We start from the raw sequence: 22,467 nt of genomic DNA on the forward strand, positions 1-22,467 counted from the left end.
ATGGGAAAACCATTGATTTTAGCAGAAAAGCCAAAACAAGCGATGAAATATGCAGAAGCTATCGGATCTTTCACACGCAAACAAGGGTATATCGAGTTTCGATCAAACACATTTTTTCCGAATGGAGCGTATCTTAGTTGGGGAATCGGTCATTTAGTGGAACTGGTTGAACCTTCTCGATACCAAAAAGAATGGGGAGATTGGAACAAAGAAGCTCTAGCTTCTTTTCCAATCAGTCCAAAAGAATTTAAGTTCGAGGTGGCGAAGGGGAAAGAAGAACAGTTCGGAGTTATCGAGACGCTGCTACGTGAAGTGGATGAAGTCATTATCGCAACGGACTGTGATCGTGAGGGAGAAAATATTGCTTGGAGCATCTTGAAGCAAGCTAATGCGACGAATAAAACAATGAAACGATTATGGATTAATTCGTTAGAAGAAGATGCAGTAAGAGAAGGGTTCAAGAATCTTCGTGATGGAAATGACTACTATCCGATGTATCTTGAAGCACAGACGAGACAGTTTTCGGATTGGCTTGTGGGAATGAACTTGACGAAATTGTATACGATATTTTTAAAAGAAAAAGGGATGCAAGGAACGTTTTCGGTAGGCAGAGTTCAGACACCCACTCTTTACATGGTTTATGAACAAGAAGAGAAGATCCGTCAATTTGTATCAAAACCATTTTTTGAACTAAACGGATTAGCCGAACATACCAATGGCAACTTCCAAATGAAAACGTCGGTAAAATCGGACTCGAAAGAGGAAATCGAAAAAATAATCAAAAGTAAAAATTTAGCGAAAGTTGACACGACCATTACGAAACTTGAAGAAAAGCAAGAAAAAGAATCAGCACCGAAATTGTACACGATGTCAGGTATTCAAGTGAAAGCAAACAAGTTATGGAAGTACAGTCCACAACGAACATTAGAAATCGTGCAAGGATTATACGAGAAGAAACTTCTCACCTATCCGAGAACAGATACACCGTACATTACTGAAAACGAATTTTCCTATCTCTTGGCTAATTTAGAGCATTATGAAGACTTGCTAGGTCAAAGCCTTCCAATAGCCTTTAAAGAGCCTAGAAAGGGCTATGTAGACGCAAGCAAGGTACAAGAACACTACGCTATTGTTCCAACAAAAGAAAAGGCAACAAAAAAGACGCTCGATTCCTTAACGAAGGACGAGCAAAATATATATATAGAGGTAATCAAGAATACCGTAAGTATGTTCTGTAAGGATGCGATTTATGCCAAAACTAATATTGAAATCCATGTAGATGACATAGTTTTTAAAACGTCAGGAAAAGTCGAAGTGGATGAAGGTTGGAAAGTCTTGTTTGCTAAGGATGATACAAAAAAGAAGAGTAAAGAAACCGTCCTACCATTGATGAAACAAGGTGATCCAGTCATTTTGAAAGGAGTGATGAAAGAGGGGAAAACAACACCACCTAAACGATTTACAGAGGGTGATTTAATTCCGTTGATGAAAAATGCAGGTAATCAAGAAGAGGATGAAGATAAAGCCATTTTGAAAGAGACGGAGGGAATCGGTACAGAAGCAACGAGGTCGAATATCATTGAAACATTGAAGAAGAAAGAATATATCAATGTTGATAAAAACTTAGTCTATTGCACACCGAAAGGAGAAATTCTTTCGAAGGTTGTTACAGGCACACTCTTAGCCAGTCCGAAAATGACGGCAGGGTGGGAGAGAGTCTTAAAAAAGATTGGAAAAGGCGAACCAAAACAAACCATGTTTTTATCTAAGATCAATGAGTTCATCGAGCATATGATTGTGGAAGTTCCCAAACTGGTTAGCGAATCGGATGTTTCTTCTTTTGTTGTTAAGCAGCAGGAGGTCGATTCTGTTTCCAAATGTCCGAACTGTCAGGGTGGACTTATTCGAGAACATAAAGCGTTCTACGGATGCTCTAATTTTAAGAATGGGTGTAAACAAACTTTCCCTAAAATTCAAGGGCATAAAAAAGTCAGTCCGACACAAATGAAAAAAATTCTTGAAAAAGGTGAAAGCGACTTAATTAAAGGATTCGCGAATAAGGATAAAACAAAGACTTTTGATGCCAAACTCTTGATGAAACGAGCAAGTGAAAGTGAACCATTCAGACTGCATTATAAATTCCAAGAAAAGAAGGCGAAAAAATAATGATTCGACACTATGAAGAAAACGAAGCAATTGAAAATGTGGAAACGGATTTCGATAAGATTGAAAACATCCAGTTCGAAGGGATGGAGGTTCGTATCTTTGATGAGCGTGATAAGCCGGAAGGTTCAATTACTTTTGAAGCAATTCAATATGTATACGGTGAGCTTGAGGACTATGAATTAATCGGACTATATCGGGATTCCAAAGGGAAATTAGAACGGCTTTACCTTTCGAAATAAGTTTGACCGACCGACTTTAGAAAGTCGGAACGATCAAAACGGCAGCACGAAGAATATTAGGAGGTAGTTACATGGCGACTAAAACGAAACCGAAGAATGTAAACCAATTGACGATAGATGATGCGAACAAAATGTTAGAAGAAAATATCACGAAACTCTTTGAAGAACGAGCGAATAACGTCAACTATCAAGAGTTTTTGAAGATCATGAGTAAAGTTCCGAACTATTCGTCTCGTAATCTACTATTGATTGCAAATCAAAAGCCGGGCGCACAAATGATTATGGGCTATAAGGAATGGCAAAAGTTAGGTCGGAATGTCGTCAAGGGGGAAACAGGGCTGAAAATCCTCGCTCCAGTCACGAAGAAATTTAATGAAGAGGAACATAGTAAACAGACTGGTGAACCGATTAAAAAGCCGAATGGTGAGAGCCAAACAAAAGAGGTACAACGCATCGTCGGTTTCCGAGCCGTTTCCGTTTTCGATATTAGTCAGACTGATGGTAAGCCAATCGTCACACCTCAATCCGTCGTCAGTCGTTCATTGCAGGATAGCGATGAAATTTCAAAGTTGTACCATGATTTCAAGAAATATTTAAACGACAATCGTCTACCTGTTCAAGAAGAACTTATGACTGGCCATGCAGAAGGGGCAGGAGGTTACTACTCACGTAACGACCATCGGATTGCGATTGGGATAGATACGAATGAAAATGATTCGATGAAATTCCGAGTCCTTGTTCACGAATATGCTCATGCAAAATTACATCATGTCGATTCTCCAATGGCTACACTATCGAAAAATCATAAAGAAGCACAAGCCGAATCTGTCACTTATGTGGTCAACAATTATTTTGGTCAAGATACAGGCGATATTTCAGAAGGTTACATCTTAGAATGGTCAAAAGATCCAAAGTTGGCGTTGCAAGCGATTAAAGAAATTCAAGAAGTGGCTGCTGAAATGATCGAAGAGATCAATACACTTCAACGAGATAAAATTCAAGAAGCAAGTAAGAACTTAAAATCAGAATATGAAGAAACGAAATCTTATCTGATGGATGAAATCGGACTGAAAAAAGAAACGTTAGAAAATCCCGTCTCTTATAAATCCGAGTCTCAAACATCGTTGCAACTCATTAATAAAGAACATGGCTATGTCATGAGTGGAACGTTGGAATATGGAGAAAAGAGTGAGTCATGGTATATCCGAACCAACCGGAACATGATAGAGCCGTTGAGTGAACTTCATAAGGAAAACGGGAAATTAGCAATATTGAATGTTGAACAGGAGCAAGGGCAGTTAAGAAGCTATCAATCATTTGATAGAATTGAAAGCACATATGAAGTTGCTCAAGTCAAAGAAGGAATTTTTGTTGTTCAATCATCGGCAGGGAAAGACGTACAAACCGAGCAACCGAAGGTCATTTCAAAAGAATTTGACGACTCCTCAAAAGCAGAAGAATTTGTTCGTCGATCCAGCATGGCTCAAGCCTTGCATGAGAGTACGATTTATTCTCAAATGATGAAGAAGAGTGAATTAAAGCGTGAACTAGAGTCCACGCTTTCGGAAGTGAACTCCGAAGTGAATAAACAGGTGGCGAGTTATATCGGGCATCACTCACAGAAAAATGTTACTTTGAGCGTTGATGCAGGAATCAAGATTGGGTGGACGGTTTTGAGAAATCCAAGCCTGAAAACGATTGATGACCTTCAAGATGAAGCCGAGAAAAAAGGTCATGTGTTATCAGGGAAGAAATTAAAAGAAAGTTTAAATGAAATGGAAGTCAAGGATCTTCAAACGAAGGAATCTCCGGTCAAGAAAAATACCGGAAATGAATTGACGCATGAAAGATGATTAAAGGGAAGGGGAAACCCTTCTTTTTTTGTTGTATATTTATATCATTTTTATTTATTTATTTGTGTTTATTGTTGTTTTATTCAAATCAAAATGATATAATAATTATAGAAAGTTAATTGATACGTCACTTGTATTCATACGATAAAGGAGAGATTACTTATGTTAGAAATGAAAAATAACGCATGGTCAATCAAACAATTAAAAAAGATGGCAGAGAAGGGAACAGTCCGGTTCGATCATCCGATTCAACGGGCAGGCGGACAATGGGATTTGCTTCAACAATCATACTTAATCCATTCGGCAGGATGCAGTTATCCGATTCCTCCGGTCTATGCAGAATCTCAAATTGAAGAAGTTGAAGGTCAAGAAGAAAAAGTACCTGTCCGTTATATTTTAGACGGGAAACAACGTTTGACCACACTGTTCTCTTTCATCAATGACGAATGGAAATTACATGCAATGACACCTGAAATTGTAGTCGAATATCAGGAACATGAAGTCGAAGGAAAAGTATTTAGTGAATTGAGTGAGGATGTTCGAGATATGATTTTATCCCGAATGGTTACTATCTATACGATTGATGGGGCTATCGCTAAGGAAGAAGAAATTGAAGACCTGTTCTTCCGAATGAACAACGGAAAGGCATTGACGCAACAACAAAAATCAAAAGCTAAAATGGGTATTGGTTGGGCTAAGAAATTTGATGAATTAGCAGCACATCCACTAGTAACCGAATTTGCAGCCTTCTCGAAAACTCAAATCAGTGGTGATAAACACGTTACTGCAATTCAACAAGCCATGATGATGATGGACGAATCTTTCGACTACAAAAATGTCAGTGAGAAAGTCATTGCTGAATACGGTACGACATTTAAAGATGACAAAGACAATAAAGAATTTTTGTTCGAACGAGTAAAGGATGGAATCGAATATCTTTTCAAGGCTGTCGAAGAGAAAGAAAAAGTGCTCTTGAAAAAGGTTCACTTCCCGATGGTGGTCATTTCAGCAATTGAAGCCATTGATAAGCACATGACAGTGTATGAGTTCCGTCAATGGATGACACGATTCAAAGCAGAATTTGCGAAGAAAGAGGAAGTTCCAGTCGGTCATGTATCACTCGCTACGAACTATGTTGAATACACTGGAAAAGGTACGACTGATCGCTTTAAAGCAGACGGCCGGATGAAAGAAATGCTTCGTCATCTGAACGCATACCTTCTCCATTATCAAGAGAATGCTCCCGAAGACGACATGATTCTCTAAATTTTTTTAGAGCAAATGATAAAAGAATGCAAAGGAGGGTGTAGCCCTCCTTTTAAAATATCCTCAAAAAATCAAGGGATTGAAGGAGTGGTTGAATTGTATAAACAATTAAAGGTCATGGTTAAAAGAGTCATTCTGTTAAGCGTCTTTGTACTTTTGTATTATGGTTTTTCAACAATCTTAGAACTACAAGATGAAAAAAAACCTGAAATCCAACAAAAAGTATCGGAATATCAAAGCATACTTGAAGATGATATAGTCGATGAAAAAGAAGCAAAATTTGTTGTAAAACAGTTTGACAATAATCGAAGAGGAAATGTTTTGGAAAATGTTACAAATGAAGAAAGAATTTATTGGTACATTGAAGAAATGTCAAATGCAGAAAAGATAACACCATTACAAAAGGAATCATACTTATCCAGTGTAAAACGTTATGAACATGACGAAATGAAAAATTTGAAATGGATCAAGTTTGCTACTTTTTTCTCTTATATTGCTCTTAATATAGTAATAATTATATTCATATTTTTAAGACGAGAAATTCGAAAATCAGAAGAAATGAAAAGGCAGCATAACGATTTACCAGTAGAACAATAAAAGGGGAAAACGTGCCATGAATGAATTGAAGGAATTTATTAAGAAAAAGGACAAGCTGACAGTCAAGTATTACGTCGTTCTAATGGTGATGATTACTATTTTTGGTATGCTACTTTTAGTTTCAGAAGATTACATGCGAGGCACAATGTTAACTGTTACTAGAATTGTATTGATAATCGTAACCCTGACTATTTACTTTATCCAAACAGCTAAATACCGTAACAAGATCGAAGCATTGGAAGACAAGTACAATCTTTAATAAATTAGATTTTTGAAAGAGGGAATCACTATGAATAAATACTGGATTTTACTTCTGACTATTGTACTTTGTACTGTCGGCTTGAACGTATATTTAACGGGAATAATCGAAAGTCCTGAAAGTGATTATCAAAAATCGGTAAGTGAACTTAAAGAACAAGGTATGAACTTCAAAAAAATAATGGATGATAAGATAGTAAATAAGGAAGAAGCAAGGATGGTTACACTATTCGAAAGAGAAGCATGGGAAACGGATTTTACGGAATATCTTCATGACTTAGACGAAACAGATAATCAGGTGACGGAATTAGGTCTGCAAACGTATCGTCAAGATGTTGACCGTTATGTTGAGGATGCAATCGTAACGATGAAATTTACACTGTTGGTCAACTATATCGTAAATGCTTTGCCATTTATCTTGTTGAATCTAACATCTGTCGGTTTAATGTTCTTTGTTGTTCAATCATGGATAGAAAAAAAGAAAAGTGAATCGAGAAAAAAAAATACCAACTTAATTAAAATGGAAGGGAGAATGAGAGAGTGAACCACTTATATCTCTTTGGATTGTTACATGAAACGGGTAAAGAGAAAAATGAGGTATTCATGAATACCGAAAAGGAATTGTTGAAAATTGATACACTTTCTTTGCACTGGATGAAGCACTTGCCAAACTTTTTAAGTCTTGCCGAATATGGATGTTTCAAAAGTAAAGACAAAGACAAAGAAGAAATACCAAACCGGATAACCCGCGATTTATTGATGTTTTCGGATATGCCGATCCATGAAGTGAAATGGATCAGCACATCGGAGCATAGTAAAGTAAAGGAATCCATCGTGCAATTAAATGAGTTAAGTCTACGGATCAATCAATTGATCCGAGACTTAGAATATTGGTTCAATGAGGAAGGTTTTGACTTGAAAAACCCATCCGTCCAAAAAATCATTCATAACGTTCACAGGGGTATTTACAACGGATTTGAGCGACCGATTGAGAAGACGGTCGAGCAAGAGATCGCTTTATTAAAACCAAGTAATTTAATAGGGAACAAGTGAAGGAGAACAAAACAAGTTGAATGAATATTTGAAAACAAAAAGAGCGTTGACTATAATTTATTATGTAAGAGTATTGGCTTGTATTGGTTTTGGTGCAATTGTTTTTGTACAGATAGGTGAAACGATGGAAAACATTGCACTGGTGGCTTGTCGGATTGTTGTTACAGTAGTGACACTTTTCCTTTATTTCATTCAACACTTTATTTACCGAATGAAATTAGATGAACTAGAATTTGAAGGCGAAAAGTGATGTCAGTAAGTCTAAATAGTACAAGAAATTGAATTGATTAAAATAAGGCAGCAGTCCGCTTCATAGTGGCTGCTGTTTTTGCGTTCGGGGATCTCGTTCCGATTTCCTCAACTGTAACTCGCTATTCGTTCATGCAAGAGCCATTCAAAAAAAGACGTATGCCAGTCCTGTTTCTTTTCGGTCTGTCGCATTTCATTGCTCCTGTTGCCCGAAAAGAATCTGTCCTGTCCTACTCTAAAGCTTTTTTTGAAGTTTTCGCTACGCTCACTCTTGCATTTCCTCATTTACGCTCGTTTTGTTGTCGTCAATCGGAACAGTCCTTATGGGGCTTTTCGGATAATTGACCTTACAAGGAGATTGATTTCAATGAACCAACCAATCCAACAAAAAGACATTCAGGATTCACCATTACTACCGACGGGCTATGTGGTCGATGAAATTGCATACTGTTCCGGCTGTTACGATGAAACTCAAAAGGGGATAAGCGTTAGAATTTTTGAGTTTCAACCTTGGGATGAACAACCAACTTGCTATAAGTGTGGCGACTCGATTGAAGTGAAAGTGGTAAAACCTAAATTTGAAGTCCATCACCTCGACACTAAAAAAGTTCTTACTTTTTCTAATGAATGTGCCGTTGAAGAATACATGATGGAGTTGTCATGGGAAGTCAATGCGTGGAGTCCGATGTTTCAGGAATTTGTGACGGAAGATGGAGAATTTACGATGTTCGTCCATAGTGAATCATGGGATGATGAAGTGGACGAAGAAGGATACTGTTTCTATTCAGAAGAGGGAGAAAAAGCATGGGAAGCAAAAGGCTACGACTTGAGTGATGATGAAGAATTTTGGGATTTGTTCCAAAAAGAATTCAAAATCAAAGTCGTTCCAATCGTTGAAAAACATGGATTGTTTTTCAGTTACGATATGCCGATGGCTTTAGATTTGAAACACAAATTCATCACGCCACTGTTAGATAAATTGTTCATTCGTGCTGAAATGGACGGGGATTTAGTTCATGTGTTGACCGGTAGCGAATTAGAATACAATCAACAAGCCATTTTAAATCTCACTTCTTCGATTAATGACTTGTTTGACGTTGCTCTATCACCTGAATTTGTTTTAATAGATTCTCAAGTGATAAGTAACATTGTAGACGAGAGAGAGTGAAAAAAGGAGCAAGGACAAGAGTTAAGTACACTCTTGATCTTGCTCTTTTTTCTTTTACGAACGGTTGAATGAGTCTGTCAAAGACGAGACTCATTCTTTTATGAGAAGGACGATTCATCGAGAATCGTCTTAGAGCAAAGAAACTTTCTTCGTACTGGAGTACGAAAGAAAGTGGATTGAAAGAACAAGGAAACGGTAATCGCAATGTTCCGGTGGCCTGTTCCGATTTCCTCGACTTTAACTCACTATGAGATTTTTCAAGAGCCATTCAAAAAAAAGACGTACTACGGGAGTCACGTTTCTTCTCGAACCTGTCACACTTCGTTGTTCCCGTTGGTTCGATCCGAACCGTTTCCCTTCGTACTCTAAAGCTTTTTTTTGAAGTTTTCGCTATGCTCACTCTTGAAAAATCTCATTGCCGTTCGTTTCGTTTTCGTCAATCGGAACAGTCAATTTCGGCTTTCCGTCAATAATGAAGGGAATGGTGTAAATGTACTTAATCGAAAAGCAACAATACCGAGTATCAGTGGAATTTTTTGAGGTTGAATTTTCTTGTAACCTTCACTTTAAGCAGGAACAACAAGTGACACGCGAACGTCTCATAAATGAAGCGACAGACCGAATCAAAGAAAGCGTTTCGGACTATTGTGGGAAAGAAATTAATCTCGAATCATTTGAAATAGTCATTGAAGTAATTGAACATACAGGACTAGGATTTGAAATTGCAAAACCAATTCACTTCAATGAAATCTACGAGAAGTGGGGTTCGCAATCTACACTTAAAGTCATCCACCAAACAGTCCGAATCAGACAGGAAGTAGCAGATTTAAGATGCCACGTTCCTTCCATTGCGATTACATCGCCTGATGTAGCCGTCAACATCGTATCGCCACTGATTCGAGACGATGACAGAGAGTGCTTGTTGGTACTCATGATGAACACTAAAAATCATGTCATCGGCATCCACCAAACGTCAGTCGGTAGCCTTAATTCTTCCATCGTACACCCGAGGGAAGTCCTAAAATCTTGTATCCTAAATAATGCTAGTTCTGTAATGATTTTCCATCAACACCCAAGTGGCGACCTTCAAGAAAGCGCTCAAGATGTTGAAGTGACAGAGCGATTAAAAGAATGTTGCAAACTCATGGGAATCAGTTTCCTTGACCACATCATCCTTGCTTTCAATAATCCGAACTTTAATAGCTTGCGTCAGAAAGGATACGTTTAAGACGAGGTGATCCACCTTGTCTTTTTTCTTTACGCATGGTGAGGTTCGGCTCTTGAGTGCCGAACCTTTTAGATTGGAAGTGGTCGTTTCATCGAGAAACGACAAAAGAGGATGGTCTTTCATTCGTTTGTCACGAATCAAAGACCTGTATGAAAGAACGGGTACTCTTTTTCTAAAGAAAAAAAGTACCCGATAAAATCAAAAAGCAAAGTCAAAAGAGTCGTCTTCAAAATTCCGTTGACTGCATGAATAGACAAATGATATTTTGTAATTACATGAACTCGCCACGCCTCTTAACAATGCGGACTACGGTGAGTCTTTTTTTTGGATTTTTTCAAACTACCATCCATATGTCACAGAAAGAGAAGTGCTATGAAATTAACAGACGTACATCTTATTCCTGGTCATCTAGCTTTTTTGAAAAATTATCGACCAAATCAAACCTATCTATCACTAAGAACAGGATATGTTCAAATTCTTCAAACAAACGATTCCAATATTCTTTCGGTTCAAGATGTTGATAGTATCAAAAGTGCTTTTGAATTATTGAAAATAAATACTGCTCAACAAATCTGCATCTTGATCACATCCTCTTCCATGCAACTGATTTTATACGATGACATGAATGAAGTTTTAGCAGCACTACTTCCTAAAAAATATTCAACGATTCGACTTCGAAGATCCCAGCTAAACTTTTATTATGAATCTCAATCTAAAAATACAGGTGCATATCGTTTTCCATCGCTAATCTTTCGAGAAGAACAAGATAGTGAATTAAAAAAATATCGAGTACAGCAATTCGCGATTTTCGGAAATGTTCTCGTTTTTCCAAGTGATGAATACGATATATTCCATTTTTTAAAGCGACTAGAAATCGAGCATTTTCAGAAACGTTTTGTCAAAGTCATTCATCATGATTAAGTCCTTCCAAACGGGAGGGCTTTTTTTGTTGGAGAAAACGATTTATGGCTCATGGAGCAGTCTCTAAGGCTTTGACAAGCCAAGAGACTACAATCCACCGCAACGCCCCTGAAACGCCCGATAACGACAGCCTGACGAGGACAAGCACAACGATGAAACGTGTTGTGGCCAGATCCTCTACATATCAGAGATATGTCAGTCTGTACGTTCCTGTTCGCTTCTTAACGGGTCATTCGGAGCGTTCGAGATAAAATCCCTTCAAGACAAGTTCGTGGGCTTGCTAGAGCAAGCGAGGAAGCATCCGGTGAACCGGATGCGAAGGTCATTTTTTCCGTTTTTCCCTTCGGACGATACACCTCTTTGACCCCGAACGGATTCAAACAGGGTAAGCATCTGCTTCGCTTCTTTTCCCTGTTTTCATCTCGTCGGGGCGTTCCCCGTCAAGGGGCAGCAATTTTTTTCTGAACCGTCCATAAAAGGACATGGACGAGAAATAAATGGACTGCTGAAACCCTTGACGACTCTCTTGCAAAGGGTGTCTCGTTCTACGTGTCAAAACGGCAAAAATTCACCCTTTCGGGCAAGCTGTCCGAAGGGACGAAAAAAATGGAGGAAACCAAAATGAAAAAAACAAACATCCTACTCGTACCTTACTTAGAAATCGGTGAATACTTACTAAATCATTGTGGGGGAGACGAAACGAGCATCATCAGTCGTTCAGAAGACGTTATCGTGGCTTTGAAAGTTTCACCTGAATTAAGAGTTGAAGAATACCATTTTGAAGCCTATCTCGACGCTTACCGTTTCTTGAATGGATTCGATGTACAAGGTTACTACGACGGAGAAACAAATGAAGAAGTTTACAATGAAGATACATTCAATGCGTATGACGAACTGAACTTAGCCGTCATCAATCATAGTTCCGGTGTCTTTGAAATCATTGAGTTCGATGATTCTTACGAAACGTTGAAAACATTGTTCCCTGATACAACGTTCGCTTGTTTAGGTGGAATTGTCGGTGAACTTGATGTGTGGCACGATGATGAATTTTTGTTAAGAGGTCTCCATCGTTCAGAATTTTTCACAACGATTTTAAAAAGAGAAGACGTTTCACTCGTCACTAATCGAGACGTTACATTGTACGGAAATTTGTTGTTTGCTTCATCGGATAAAGAAGGAGAAACAATCGGGCTAAACGAAGAAGCCTTTGAAACTTTGTTCATGAGAATGGGAATGATGAACGTTACTAACCCGAATACAAAAGAATCTGTCGAAAGAGCATACTTCGTTTGTTACGGAAAACAGCCTTACTCAATTTGAGTAGGGTTGTTTTTTGGGGAAGATCGTCGTCATGGCAGCACTCGATTTTTTTAAACTGCTTACGCATTGAAACGACTCGTCACTGGAGTGAACGAGTCATTTTGATTAACAGGTCGTTTCATCGAGAAACGACTAAAAGAAGAAGGTTCGATTCTTGATAGAATCGAACCGATTAAATAGGACTCAACAAAATATTTTGTTGAGTCCTTAAAGAACTAAAACCATGAAAGATGAAATCCAAGATTGTTTCTTAAATGTCTTTCAGATACAATAAAAGGAGTTCTTCGTTTAAAATTTTTGATCGTTTTGACAACCTCAATTATTAAAACCGTTTACCACCTATTAACGGTTACAAAACATTCTTAGGAATGGCGAAGAACTTTATGATTATCCTGACAGCATCTTCTTTTATGAGAAGGTGCTTTTTTCGTGTTTAACCTATCACTTTTTTGAACAACCTAAAGGAACAGGATAGAACATAATAAAGAATAAAACGATTTATGGCTCATGGAGCAGTCTCTAAGGCTTTGACAAGCCAAGAGACTACAATCCACCGCAACGCCCCTGAAACGTCCGATAACGACAGCCTGACGAGGACAAGCACAACGATGGAACGTGTTGTGGCCTGATCCTCTACATATCAGAGATATGTCAGTCTGTACGTTCCTGTTCGCTTCTTAACGGAGCGTTCGGAGCGTTCGAGATAAACCCCTTTCGAGACAAGTTCGTGGGCTTGCTAGAGCAAGCGAGGAAGCATCCGGTGAACCGGATGCGAAGGTCATTTTTTCCGTTTTTCCCTTCGGACGATACACCTCTTTGACCCCGACGGGATTCAACCAGGGTAAGCATCTGCTTCGCTTCTTTTCCCTGTTTTCATCTCGTCGGGGCGTTCCCCGTCAAGGGGCAGCAATTTTTTTCTGAACCGTCCATAAAAGGACATGGACGAGAAATAAATGGACTGCTGAAACCCTTGACGACTCTCTTGCAAAGGGTGTCTCGTTCTACGTGTCAAAACGGCAAAAATTCACCCTTTCGGGCAAGCTGTCCGAAGGGACGAAAAAAATGGAGGTAAAACCCATGAAAGTCGAAACACCAATTTTATTAGCGAACAGAAGACTTTTAGCGAAAGTTAATCGTGAAAACCAAAAGGTCAATTACTTTATAAAAGCTGAAACATGGCGTACATGGAATAACCGGAATTGCGTTTTGATTAAAGAAGTTGAATTGAATGGTCGGGATGCGACGGTGAAGGTTCTTAGTCAAGAAGCCGATAAAATCATCGCTGACATTGAATCAGGCGTGATTAATGAAAACGATATTAGAGCACCATATCTTCACGATTGATGTAAGGACGGTCTTGAGACCGTCCATCATCAAAAGGTAGATCTTCATCTTACATAACGATAAAAACATGAAACGGGGAATTTCAAATGACAAAAACGTGTGCGTATTGTGGAACGGAAGTAACGTTCAAAACAAGTGGTGAAGGGTTCGACATGAAAACGGCAGCATCTTGTGATTTCTGCAAAATGGACTTGAATATCGAGACGGAAATTTTCGAAAACGGAAACCGGAATTTAAGAAGTGTACCTCCAGTCGTTGATTTATCTCAAATTCATGAATCAACCAAAGACTTGATGAAGTTATCTGTTTACGAATTACTTTCTTTATTAAAAGAAGTGAACAGAGAACGGACAGATATGTACGCCAATTTGACTCAAGCTAAGAAGTGGAAAGAAGAAACTTCGTCTGATGATCCGGTCACGCTTGAAACGCTCAACACTACTATTGAAACGGTAGTTGAGGAGTACGAGTATTTTTCACGTAAAAAATGGGTGATTGAAAATATCCTCATTTCGAGAATCAATCATATCCCTGCCCGAATTACAGATAAGTTCCTTCATGAATATTGGGAGAAGACATTAAAAACGAACCAACGCCTGAAACCGATGGGCTTCAAAAAAGCCGAATAATTTTTCATAAAATATAAAATAAAAATGTATATTTTATTTAATGTGTGGTATAATGAAGGTACAACAACGAATGGAGGACGTAAAAATGACGATGTTTAAGCGTATGAGTTTTGCAGAGATCAATGAAGAATTACAACAAGCGTCATTGTCTCGACCAAGCGACAAATTCCAAACATTCGATTTTGATTTTGAAAAGGCAGCGTCTTATCATTTTGAGGACGGGCAACTAATCGAAACGCATGAAGGAACAATGACACTCTTTAAAGAGTGGGGCGACACACAATCTTTTCCGATGACAAGAGAAACTTTCTATTCATTAGATCGTGTTCGATTACAACGGATGGAATCAGCCTATGCAGTTCTAAAAGAAGAAAGGTTCGAGGGAACGATTGGTAGAGCAAGCATACTGGATGTGGCGAAAGATGATTTCCGGTTAAGCATGAAGGATGTCAAAACATCATTCGAAAATGAATTGTTGGACTTAAAAGAGAAAGCGAAACCCGACTTTTCATTTACCTTCGACTATCTAACGTTTTTGAAAATGGCTACTTATATGAACTTGCAGGAAGGGGAAAAAAAGTACGATGTTGAATCGAAGTTTCCAATCCATACGTTGGAAGGGTAGACTAGCCGACGATCCTAAACTTGTGATGGGGCAAAGAGGGAAATTCGTTTTGAACTTCACTTTGTTTGTACCGACAAGTCAAGGGAAGGATGCTCCTGCATCTTGTGTAGCTTTTGATAAAGAAGCGAAAGAAATATTTGAAAATGGTCAAAAAGGCGGGCTTGTTGAAGTCGAAGCCGAATTTATTCAAATTACGAAGACCGATAAAGAGACTGGTAAAGTGAGTTACGAAAACAAGTTTCTTGTCTTAAAGGTACTAGGTGTCTTTGAAAAATCCATCAAGTAAAGGTGTGTCGAAGTTGTCAGATACTAATGAAATGATGAATCAAGTCGTTCGAAAAATGAGTTTCGAACAGATTCAGAAAGAAGTGAAACCGATTCAAGAAGAACTGAATAAAGTCATCGAAAGACATAAAGGCATTGGTGGAGGGAAATTAAGTACACAAGAAATCATCTTGAATACATTTTTCCCGAAGAATGAACCGATAGTACGAACCGAAGAAAAGGAAGTTGTTCATTTCAATAATCTCGAAGGATTCATCAATTCGATTCCTGATGATGCAAAGAAAAAGTTGTATGACGATACGATGGCATTGTTCTTAACCAAAATGTCCGAAAGTGAAGGAGAAAAATAATGAAGCTAGTCACGATTATCGGGAGTGAAACCATGTTCAATCTTCTTTCGAAGATGGTTGAAAAAAACAAAGAGTTACCCGATGCTTCAATTAAACGGGTTCAAAGCACGACGGAGTTAGAAGATGCAATTGAGTTTTTCAAAGGAGATATATACGTCCTTGATCCACAGTTGCCCGAAGGTTCAAATCTTCAAAAGGTATTAGAAGCCAATCAAGTGCCGTTCTTGCTCATTGGTGACGATGTAAAAGAAATCGTTCCGAAGCTAGTCGAACGGTTCGGTATTCCACCGGAAGAAATCGACATTAGCGAAGAAGTCGAAAACGAACGTATCATCTACCGTAATAAGATCATTGAAAAAGAAATCATCACGAAACAATATCAAAGTCTTCCTTCCAAAGTAATCATCGTCGGTTCACTTACGAAAGGTTCAGGCTCAACGATTCTAGCAACAAACTTAGCAAGGATGGTAGGAGAACGAAAAATTGACGTAGCGTATATGGAGCATCCATTGATTAAGCCGTATATGTATGACTATCTTCAAATTCATACAAGCGACCATGAATATACAGATGTGACAAGAGCCGTCAAAGTGAAAAACGCGAACTTGAAAGAAGAACCGTTCATCCAAGATAATGTTCGTTGGCACGTAATCGACGCAACAGAATATCCGATGAAAGACTTCGAATATCATCATCTGCTTATGGCTACTCATGCTATTGGGGCAAACGTCTTAATCGTCGATATTTCAGACCGGTGGGAAGATCCTGAAATCCAACAATTCATGCGTCATGCAGATTTAATCTTAATGGCTGCTGAACCGGATATTATAAAATATGAATATGCTCGACTCGAATATCGGGTTAGTCCAAGCGACAGTCACCCAACAAGAGAATATCGCATCATGAAGTATCTTGAAGAGAATCATATCAACAAGTACGAAATCGTTCTTATGAAATACTTCAAGGGCGTACACATGGAGACGATGAATCAAATCTTGCACAGACGACCGATTGCCATGTTGCCTTACATCGAATATCCAGTCATCATCAAAGCAATGCAAAACTTCAAACTTTTGTATGATTTTGATAATAGTTCAAAAGAATTACTGGAAGAGAATTTTTTGAGAATAATTAGTAGATTTATGCCAAATGATTTAGTACAATTGAAAACGGAACGAAAAGGATTGCTCTCAAAGCTAATCATGAAAAAGTAACTTACCTTGAGGTAAGTAAATTTTTTAGAATCGAGGTAATCATGAATACCGAATATTTGTTCTTAATCGTTTTTGCTATCTACATGACTTTAAATGTCATCGACGATTTGAAAACGCACACGACAAGGAACGCATATCACTATCCAATGGCAGCACTCCTGCTGATCGTTGCAAGCGTACAGGGAATGGTAATTAGCACGTTCCTCATTGGACTATACGCCCTTGTTTTCTTCATAATCTTTAGCAAAATTCCGATAGTAAAGTTCGGGGCAGGAGACACGAAGATGTTAGTCAACGTGTATATGTTCTTGAATTTGATTTCACCGTTCGATGCTACAACATTGTTTTTCGTCATTTCAATGGTGTACTTCATTGTCAGTTATGTCGTCGAAATCACACTAAGAATCAAGCGACGTAACTTGAAAGGCGAACAAGTTCATGCCGAAGCACCTTCTATTTTCATTGCTTTTGCCCTGTTAGTATCACTATTCATGATTTAAAAGGAGGAAATACCATGTCGAACAAAATGATTCAAGCTATCGCAAAATCAAAGTTCAGTAAGACACTGACAGCATCCCTCATGGCAGTATCAGTATTCGTTCCAGTTGCTTCAAGTGTTTCTGCTGATGAATCCCAAACAACATGTACGATGACGATTTATGCAAGTAAAAATACCGTCGATAACTTTGCTCATGCAACTGGTGAGTGTGGAAAAGAAATTGATGGTTACTATTCTCCGAATGCAAAGACTTTCCGTACAGCAGGGGCTTACACAGGTGAAGTAAAGAACGGTCAAAAAGAAGAAATTGGTTTAACGAGCGACAAGTACGCTTCGGCTATCATCACGTTCTATACGGTCAATGATCTTGAAGGTGAGACACCTGAAACAAAACCACCGACTACTTCTGAACCGACTGTACCTGCAACCAAACCTGCAACTTCGACATTCGTTGCATTTAAAGGAATTACGACGAAGACAACGACTGTATGGAGTGGCACAACTTCAAAAAGTAAAAAAGTCGGTACTTTAATCGGGTCACAAATTTTGACTCTCAAATCCGAAAAAGCGAATCGTTACTCAATCACGTATAAAGGCAAGAAACGTTGGGTTGATAAGGCAGCCGTCTCAACATTGGTTAATGAGTTCAAAGTACAGACAACAACTGACAAACTCAATGTTCGCACAGGCCCGTCTACAAAATACAAAGTCATCACTCAATTGAAAAAAGGATATAAAATGTACGCTTCTCAACCACCATATAAAGGTTGGTACATGGTTCAGTATGCTCCGACGAAATATGGTTACATTTCATCAAAGTATGCCAAAAAATATGTTGAGTTCAAAAAATTTAACGTGAAAACAAAAGATGTACTCAATGTCCGTACTGGTGGTTCTGTAAAAAATAAAGTCATCGGAAAGTTGAAAAAAGGTTCGACAGTAACGGTGATCGGTTCTAAAAACGGATGGTACACAATTTCGTACACAGCCAAAAAAGGATATAAAACAGGATATATTTCAGCGAAATACACAACTAAAGTTAGTTCGACAAAAAAAAAATAAGCGATAATTCTTCTGAAAATGCTAACGAAATAAAAACTCTCAACTCAAAAAATGACGAAGTTTTAAAAGTAAATGAGTCGGGAGAAGGTGATAAGAACCAAGACTCTACGGAAGAAAATGAAATGGTAATAGAAAAAAGAGAAAAAGAATTATCGGCAAAACAAAGTCAGGAAGAAAACAAAATGCTTTCCAGTGTGAAAGAACCAAAGAATAACTCAACAGTATGGATGTTTGCTGTTTTGTCATTTGGAATGGGAATCATAGCAACTGGATTGTGGTTTTTCTCAAGGAAGAGGTGATTAGGTGAGGAAGGTATTTATAATCCTCATGATTCTGTTAATCAGTATTTCAGAAGTTCCAAGTGTTCATGCTAACCCGTATTTAGCAAGTTCCACCGATAAAAGCCACTGGAATGACATGAGGGGAAACAACTTGTATCCGATGACTTCGGGTAGACGTTTAGCTTTTGATATTTATTCGGATAAATATACGAGTGATGGTTACGGAATTGTCACTGAAAACTTCGGTAAGGGAGATCAAAAATATCTCAAGTTTTTCGGATGGGCTGTTCTTTTTGGCAGACAAACGCATACGGCAACTAATCACGAGACATTTATCATCGTAAAAAAAACAAAAGGTGATAGTAATATCGGAACAACTAAAGTCTACACTACGAAAAACGGAAGTATGGATGCAACAGAAGATTTGGAATACAACAACCAGGGCGCAGGAGTATGGAATGAATGTTCATCAACTACTTTAAATAAAGATAACCTCACTTGTAATATGCGGTATGTTGATGTGAATTTCAGTTCGTATATTCCACTCAAAGATTTATTTCCTGATCCAACAGAAGATGCAACGTGGGATGTATACATCGCAAAACGAGTTGGTAGTTGGTATGTCTATACACCGTTAAAAACACCGTTCTCGTTTGCAGACCGAAAATACAATGGTGGAGAAATTTCGTTCAATTCAGGTATTCAGGATGGTGGCTACTTAGCGACAGAAGACTACCCAGTTATTCGTCGGAGTTATCCGAGACAGACTGCTAAGGACGCACCAAGCAAATATTTCACAACAGGTAAGTCTTACAAGATGATTGACAAAGATGAAGGTGATACAGCGATTTGGTACGGACTTCGAACACCCGAAGATGATAATGCAAAACGTTGGGGAAACAGCGTTTACTTCGGAGTTACTGGATCGAACGCCAATATACGATTTGATGCTCCTGAACCACCACCGGACATTCCTGATAAACCGGATGAACCGGATGGTACATGTAAAGCACCTGTACTACCGAAAGATCGCTATAAGTACGAACTTGACTTAATAGCCCAAACCATTGACGCAAAAGTGACGGATGCGAATAAAGCAACAACAACGAAGGTCACATATCGTCGTGCTAACTATTCAGCAAATCGTCAAAAAGCAAAAGATGCCATCCAAGCTGATATTGATAAACGTAAAACGCTTCGGACGCAGCAACAAACAAAATTGAAATCCGAACAAGCAGATTATGCTCAACAGGAAAAAGAATACGATGCTGCTGATAAAGCAGGAGATGAAGATAAGGCAAAAGCCGTTGTCGCTCGAATGAAAGTGACTCTTCAAAATATTGCTAACCTCGAATGTTCGATTGATACATTGACAGTCGAAATCAATCATTACGAAAAAGAAAAAGATTCAATCGAAGCAAAAGAAGTAGCAACAAAATCTATAACAACATCCACACAATTATTGTTTGGTGAAGACACGATTCTTTCTACAAAAAGCATCACTTTAGAAGAATCAGATAAAGTAACTCTTTCGTACACATGGACGCTAAAAGAAGACGGAGACGTATCGGGTATCATCAATCCCAACGGATCAACGTTTTCAGGAGTAGCAGAAAAATCCATGAAAAATAATACCATCACGACTGAAATCTTGACGACATCGAATGAGACTTCCCTTATGTGTTCACCTCTAGGTGAAACGTCATCACTCGATGGTGTCGTGAGAACAGTGAATGATAGAACAACTGGTGTAATGACTTATAGCGAAAAAGTTACAACACAAGTTCTTATGAGTGAAAAAGATAAAACTCGAAAAGCAGGTTATGGATTCGATTACGAACTGGAATCTGTATACGAAAACGAAGATCCTGAATCAACGGCAACGGGTGTGAAAACAGTACGTTCATATTTCCCTGTCCTTTCAAATTATCTACCATATGTCAAAGCAAGTCGGACTTATGGAACATTAGACTTGAGTGGATATGAGATTGGATTGTTACCGTATACGACGACGTTATGGAGTTTGCCAAATTCATATGTAGAAACGTTCAGTGGAAACATTTTCGACAGCATGACGACCGTACACAGTAAACGTAATCCGAATGACACACTCATATCGGGAGGAACTAAGTTCTACATCCCATTCAACTACCCGAACCAAACGTTGACGTTTGATACGGTAGGTCTCAATGCAGGAGTCAATCACTTGAACACTTGTGTTACAGCAGATGTAAAGGTGGAAGGTACAGCCTTGAATGACAAAGATAAAAAAGATGATTTCTATTCAAGATCCTTATCACCAAAAAATCCATTCCCCGCAGGAATCGGTTGGAACTTCAATACACCAAGTACACAATCACTTTTCGATACAAACTTAAAAAACTGGTATTCGAATTTCGGATATGACGGAAGAAATAAATATCCGTACCAATTTTCATACAAGTTGACGCAAGATACTATCCGAAAAATTCAACAGTACAATGCGACGCATCCAGTCATTAAAAAAGGGGAGTCGGTATTGGATTCGGTCAACGTACCATTCACGACGACTCGTGAGTAACAGGAGGGTAACGGAATGGGAAAGTTGATATTTAGTGGATTCATCGCCTTGTTTTTCATATTAGGCATCACATGGGTGTTTGCTTACGAGAAAGTTTCCATAGTCGATAATGACAACGAAATGGCGTTGGAGAACGCTACGAGGAACGCAGTCAACCAATCAGTCAATCTAGGTGTGTTGAGAACACAGGAGAAGGTCACAATTGATCCTCAGATGGCCAGAGATCTTCTGTTACGACAATATGCTGAATCAGTAGGTTTCTATGAAGGAGAGCGTACCTTAAACGTCTTTAAGAACCCTTCGGGTGGTACGCCCTTCCTAGCAACCGACGCATACGCAACGATTGAACCTACTGGAGCGTTGACGGAAGGTATTCATCAAGAGACTCGTTCTCGTACCGTACAAATCATCGAATCGAGAAATTTGACGAAATAAGGGAGAGACACAATGAAAAAGAAAAAGGCTATTAAAAAACAGGTGATTGCCATTGCAACAGTGGCAGCACTCATATTAGGAATCGTCAGTTACACGCAATATAAAATCAATGCCGAAGTTGATAAAGTACCTGTCATCTTCACGAATAAAGAAATCGCACCAAGAACGGAGATCAAAGAAAGTATGGTATCGGTTCGATACATTCCGAGTCAGGGTGTTCCGCCTAATGCCATTCGTAATCCAAAACAAGTTATTGGGAAGTGGACGGTTTCGGGATTTGGAGTTTCGAAAAACTCAATGATTTATAAAGAAAAAATTTCAAAAAAAGATGATTTACCGGACAGTTCAATTCTTAGTTTGAAAAAAGGAGAAGTTGCTTTTTCGCTCTTAGTGGATTTGGAAACGTCGTTAGGAAACAGTATCATCCCCAACTCGAACGTCGATCTTTACTTCCGTTCGAAAAAACAGGATGGAGCAAGTCAAGAAGGAATGGAAGTCATTTACGGCAAGTTGGCTTCTCAAATTCGCGTAGTAGCTGTTAAAGATGCTCAAGCAACAAACGTATTCCGAAATGAAGGTCTTGATAAAGAAGAGGATAAGGAAGAAACGACAAACGGGCAGCCACAACGAACGCTTGCTTCAATTTACATCTTCGCAGTACCGGAAGAAGTAAACGTGTTATTAAACAAAGCTAAATTAGTCGGTGACGTTGTTCCAGTAGCAACGAGTGAAGCCTACACACCAAGTAAAAAAGACGACCAGTTAAGCGAAAGTGAAGTCGTTCAATTCATTAATGGTGTTTACGATGATCTCGACAAAGAAGAAATCGAAGAAGCCGGAGCGACAGAGGAAGGGAAGGGTTAAT

General features: G+C 38.7%; 25 protein-coding genes. All 25 read left to right on the top strand.

The window, feature by feature from the left end:
- The 25 genes from AC3IRK_RS15735 (at window position 1) to cpaB (ending at window position 22,466) form a co-directional block, all read left to right on the top strand.
- Entirely contained in the window at window positions 1-2,166 is a 2,166-nt protein-coding gene (locus AC3IRK_RS15735) for a type IA DNA topoisomerase (protein WP_489170772.1), read from the top strand.
- The gene (locus tag AC3IRK_RS15740) at window positions 2,166-2,405 is read left to right on the top strand and encodes a hypothetical protein (protein ID WP_489170773.1); all 240 of its coding nucleotides are present in this window, start codon (window positions 2,166-2,168) and stop codon (window positions 2,403-2,405) included. The genes AC3IRK_RS15735 and AC3IRK_RS15740 overlap by 1 nt, the downstream gene beginning before the upstream one ends.
- 71 nt (window positions 2,406-2,476) lie before the next feature.
- Window positions 2,477-4,258, top strand: a complete 1,782-nt coding sequence (locus AC3IRK_RS15745) for an ArdC family protein (RefSeq protein ID WP_489170774.1) — start codon at window positions 2,477-2,479, stop codon at window positions 4,256-4,258.
- 162 nt (window positions 4,259-4,420) lie between these two features.
- Entirely contained in the window at window positions 4,421-5,524 is a 1,104-nt protein-coding gene (locus AC3IRK_RS15750; protein WP_489170775.1) for a DUF262 domain-containing protein, read from the top strand.
- A 96-nt stretch (window positions 5,525-5,620) separates the two neighbouring features.
- Window positions 5,621-6,121: a hypothetical protein gene (locus tag AC3IRK_RS15755; RefSeq protein WP_489170776.1), complete on the top strand. Its 501-nt coding sequence runs from the start codon at window positions 5,621-5,623 to the stop codon at window positions 6,119-6,121.
- Window positions 6,122-6,137: 16 nt separating this feature from the next.
- A complete protein-coding gene (locus AC3IRK_RS15760; protein ID WP_489170777.1) occupies window positions 6,138-6,380 on the top strand; it encodes a hypothetical protein in 243 nt (80 codons plus the stop codon).
- 30 nt (window positions 6,381-6,410) lie between these two features.
- Window positions 6,411-6,923, top strand: coding sequence for a hypothetical protein (locus tag AC3IRK_RS15765; RefSeq protein WP_489170778.1), 513 nt, complete (start codon window positions 6,411-6,413; stop codon window positions 6,921-6,923).
- On the top strand, window positions 6,920-7,432 hold the full coding sequence (locus AC3IRK_RS15770) for a hypothetical protein (protein WP_489170779.1): 513 nt from the start codon (window positions 6,920-6,922) through the stop codon (window positions 7,430-7,432). Before AC3IRK_RS15765 ends, AC3IRK_RS15770 begins: the two co-directional genes overlap by 4 nt.
- Before the next feature lie 16 nt (window positions 7,433-7,448).
- Entirely contained in the window at window positions 7,449-7,682 is a 234-nt protein-coding gene (locus AC3IRK_RS15775) for a hypothetical protein (RefSeq protein WP_489170780.1), read from the top strand.
- A 366-nt stretch (window positions 7,683-8,048) separates the two neighbouring features.
- Window positions 8,049-8,849 (top strand): hypothetical protein, encoded by an 801-nt coding sequence (locus AC3IRK_RS15780; RefSeq protein ID WP_489170781.1) that lies wholly within the window; start codon window positions 8,049-8,051, stop codon window positions 8,847-8,849.
- A 490-nt stretch (window positions 8,850-9,339) separates the two neighbouring features.
- Window positions 9,340-10,077, top strand: a complete 738-nt coding sequence (locus tag AC3IRK_RS15785) for a JAB domain-containing protein (protein ID WP_489170782.1) — start codon at window positions 9,340-9,342, stop codon at window positions 10,075-10,077.
- A 372-nt stretch (window positions 10,078-10,449) separates the two neighbouring features.
- Window positions 10,450-10,998: a hypothetical protein gene (locus AC3IRK_RS15790; protein WP_489170783.1), complete on the top strand. Its 549-nt coding sequence runs from the start codon at window positions 10,450-10,452 to the stop codon at window positions 10,996-10,998.
- 621 nt (window positions 10,999-11,619) lie between these two features.
- Entirely contained in the window at window positions 11,620-12,318 is a 699-nt protein-coding gene (locus tag AC3IRK_RS15795) for a hypothetical protein (RefSeq protein ID WP_489170784.1), read from the top strand.
- A gap of 1,077 nt (window positions 12,319-13,395) precedes the next feature.
- Window positions 13,396-13,662, top strand: coding sequence for a hypothetical protein (locus AC3IRK_RS15800; RefSeq protein ID WP_489170785.1), 267 nt, complete (start codon window positions 13,396-13,398; stop codon window positions 13,660-13,662).
- A gap of 152 nt (window positions 13,663-13,814) precedes the next feature.
- A complete protein-coding gene (locus AC3IRK_RS15805; protein WP_489170786.1) occupies window positions 13,815-14,291 on the top strand; it encodes a hypothetical protein in 477 nt (158 codons plus the stop codon).
- Window positions 14,292-14,376: 85 nt separating this feature from the next.
- A complete protein-coding gene (locus tag AC3IRK_RS15810; RefSeq protein ID WP_489170787.1) occupies window positions 14,377-14,916 on the top strand; it encodes a hypothetical protein in 540 nt (179 codons plus the stop codon).
- Window positions 14,876-15,202 (top strand): single-stranded DNA-binding protein, encoded by a 327-nt coding sequence (locus AC3IRK_RS15815; RefSeq protein WP_489170788.1) that lies wholly within the window; start codon window positions 14,876-14,878, stop codon window positions 15,200-15,202. Before AC3IRK_RS15810 ends, AC3IRK_RS15815 begins: the two co-directional genes overlap by 41 nt.
- A 13-nt stretch (window positions 15,203-15,215) precedes the next feature.
- Window positions 15,216-15,551: a hypothetical protein gene (locus tag AC3IRK_RS15820; RefSeq protein ID WP_489170789.1), complete on the top strand. Its 336-nt coding sequence runs from the start codon at window positions 15,216-15,218 to the stop codon at window positions 15,549-15,551.
- Window positions 15,551-16,765 carry a CpaE/TadZ family protein gene (locus AC3IRK_RS15825; protein WP_489170790.1) on the top strand — a complete coding sequence of 405 codons (1,215 nt, stop codon included), beginning with the start codon at window positions 15,551-15,553 and terminating at the stop codon, window positions 16,763-16,765. Before AC3IRK_RS15820 ends, AC3IRK_RS15825 begins: the two co-directional genes overlap by 1 nt.
- Before the next feature lie 284 nt (window positions 16,766-17,049).
- Window positions 17,050-17,265, top strand: a complete 216-nt coding sequence (locus tag AC3IRK_RS15830; RefSeq protein ID WP_489170791.1) for a hypothetical protein — start codon at window positions 17,050-17,052, stop codon at window positions 17,263-17,265.
- 14 nt (window positions 17,266-17,279) lie between these two features.
- Window positions 17,280-18,326, top strand: coding sequence for an SH3 domain-containing protein (locus AC3IRK_RS15835; protein WP_489170792.1), 1,047 nt, complete (start codon window positions 17,280-17,282; stop codon window positions 18,324-18,326).
- Between the two features lie 122 nt (window positions 18,327-18,448).
- Window positions 18,449-18,625: a hypothetical protein gene (locus tag AC3IRK_RS15840; protein ID WP_489170793.1), complete on the top strand. Its 177-nt coding sequence runs from the start codon at window positions 18,449-18,451 to the stop codon at window positions 18,623-18,625.
- Between the two features lie 142 nt (window positions 18,626-18,767).
- Entirely contained in the window at window positions 18,768-21,167 is a 2,400-nt protein-coding gene (locus AC3IRK_RS15845; RefSeq protein WP_489170809.1) for a PspA/IM30 family protein, read from the top strand.
- Between the two features lie 15 nt (window positions 21,168-21,182).
- Window positions 21,183-21,602: a hypothetical protein gene (locus AC3IRK_RS15850; protein ID WP_489170794.1), complete on the top strand. Its 420-nt coding sequence runs from the start codon at window positions 21,183-21,185 to the stop codon at window positions 21,600-21,602.
- A 12-nt stretch (window positions 21,603-21,614) separates the two neighbouring features.
- The gene (gene cpaB / locus AC3IRK_RS15855) at window positions 21,615-22,466 is read left to right on the top strand and encodes a Flp pilus assembly protein CpaB (RefSeq protein WP_489170795.1); all 852 of its coding nucleotides are present in this window, start codon (window positions 21,615-21,617) and stop codon (window positions 22,464-22,466) included.
- The last annotated feature ends 1 nt before the right edge of the window (window position 22,467 follow it).

It is taken from the genome of Exiguobacterium sp. GL_137, from assembly GCF_057834585.1.

What these genes read in the sequence shown, in the direction of transcription:
- AC3IRK_RS15735 (WP_489170772.1), top strand. Translation starts at nt 1, where the DNA reads ATGGGAAAACCATTGATTTTAGCAGAAAAGCCAAAACAAGCGATGAAA.
- AC3IRK_RS15740 (WP_489170773.1), top strand. Translation starts at nt 2,166, where the DNA reads ATGATTCGACACTATGAAGAAAACGAAGCAATTGAAAATGTGGAAACG.
- AC3IRK_RS15745 (WP_489170774.1), top strand. Translation starts at nt 2,477, where the DNA reads ATGGCGACTAAAACGAAACCGAAGAATGTAAACCAATTGACGATAGAT.
- AC3IRK_RS15750 (WP_489170775.1), top strand. Translation starts at nt 4,421, where the DNA reads ATGTTAGAAATGAAAAATAACGCATGGTCAATCAAACAATTAAAAAAG.
- AC3IRK_RS15760 (WP_489170777.1), top strand. Translation starts at nt 6,138, where the DNA reads ATGAATGAATTGAAGGAATTTATTAAGAAAAAGGACAAGCTGACAGTC.
- AC3IRK_RS15765 (WP_489170778.1), top strand. Translation starts at nt 6,411, where the DNA reads ATGAATAAATACTGGATTTTACTTCTGACTATTGTACTTTGTACTGTC.
- AC3IRK_RS15780 (WP_489170781.1), top strand. Translation starts at nt 8,049, where the DNA reads ATGAACCAACCAATCCAACAAAAAGACATTCAGGATTCACCATTACTA.
- AC3IRK_RS15785 (WP_489170782.1), top strand. Translation starts at nt 9,340, where the DNA reads ATGTACTTAATCGAAAAGCAACAATACCGAGTATCAGTGGAATTTTTT.
- AC3IRK_RS15790 (WP_489170783.1), top strand. Translation starts at nt 10,450, where the DNA reads ATGAAATTAACAGACGTACATCTTATTCCTGGTCATCTAGCTTTTTTG.
- AC3IRK_RS15795 (WP_489170784.1), top strand. Translation starts at nt 11,620, where the DNA reads ATGAAAAAAACAAACATCCTACTCGTACCTTACTTAGAAATCGGTGAA.
- AC3IRK_RS15800 (WP_489170785.1), top strand. Translation starts at nt 13,396, where the DNA reads ATGAAAGTCGAAACACCAATTTTATTAGCGAACAGAAGACTTTTAGCG.
- AC3IRK_RS15805 (WP_489170786.1), top strand. Translation starts at nt 13,815, where the DNA reads ATGAAAACGGCAGCATCTTGTGATTTCTGCAAAATGGACTTGAATATC.
- AC3IRK_RS15810 (WP_489170787.1), top strand. Translation starts at nt 14,377, where the DNA reads ATGACGATGTTTAAGCGTATGAGTTTTGCAGAGATCAATGAAGAATTA.
- AC3IRK_RS15815 (WP_489170788.1), top strand. Translation starts at nt 14,876, where the DNA reads ATGTTGAATCGAAGTTTCCAATCCATACGTTGGAAGGGTAGACTAGCC.
- AC3IRK_RS15825 (WP_489170790.1), top strand. Translation starts at nt 15,551, where the DNA reads ATGAAGCTAGTCACGATTATCGGGAGTGAAACCATGTTCAATCTTCTT.
- AC3IRK_RS15830 (WP_489170791.1), top strand. Translation starts at nt 17,050, where the DNA reads ATGTTAGTCAACGTGTATATGTTCTTGAATTTGATTTCACCGTTCGAT.
- AC3IRK_RS15835 (WP_489170792.1), top strand. Translation starts at nt 17,280, where the DNA reads ATGTCGAACAAAATGATTCAAGCTATCGCAAAATCAAAGTTCAGTAAG.
- AC3IRK_RS15840 (WP_489170793.1), top strand. Translation starts at nt 18,449, where the DNA reads ATGGTAATAGAAAAAAGAGAAAAAGAATTATCGGCAAAACAAAGTCAG.
- AC3IRK_RS15845 (WP_489170809.1), top strand. Translation starts at nt 18,768, where the DNA reads ATGACTTCGGGTAGACGTTTAGCTTTTGATATTTATTCGGATAAATAT.
- AC3IRK_RS15850 (WP_489170794.1), top strand. Translation starts at nt 21,183, where the DNA reads ATGGGAAAGTTGATATTTAGTGGATTCATCGCCTTGTTTTTCATATTA.
- cpaB (WP_489170795.1), top strand. Translation starts at nt 21,615, where the DNA reads ATGAAAAAGAAAAAGGCTATTAAAAAACAGGTGATTGCCATTGCAACA.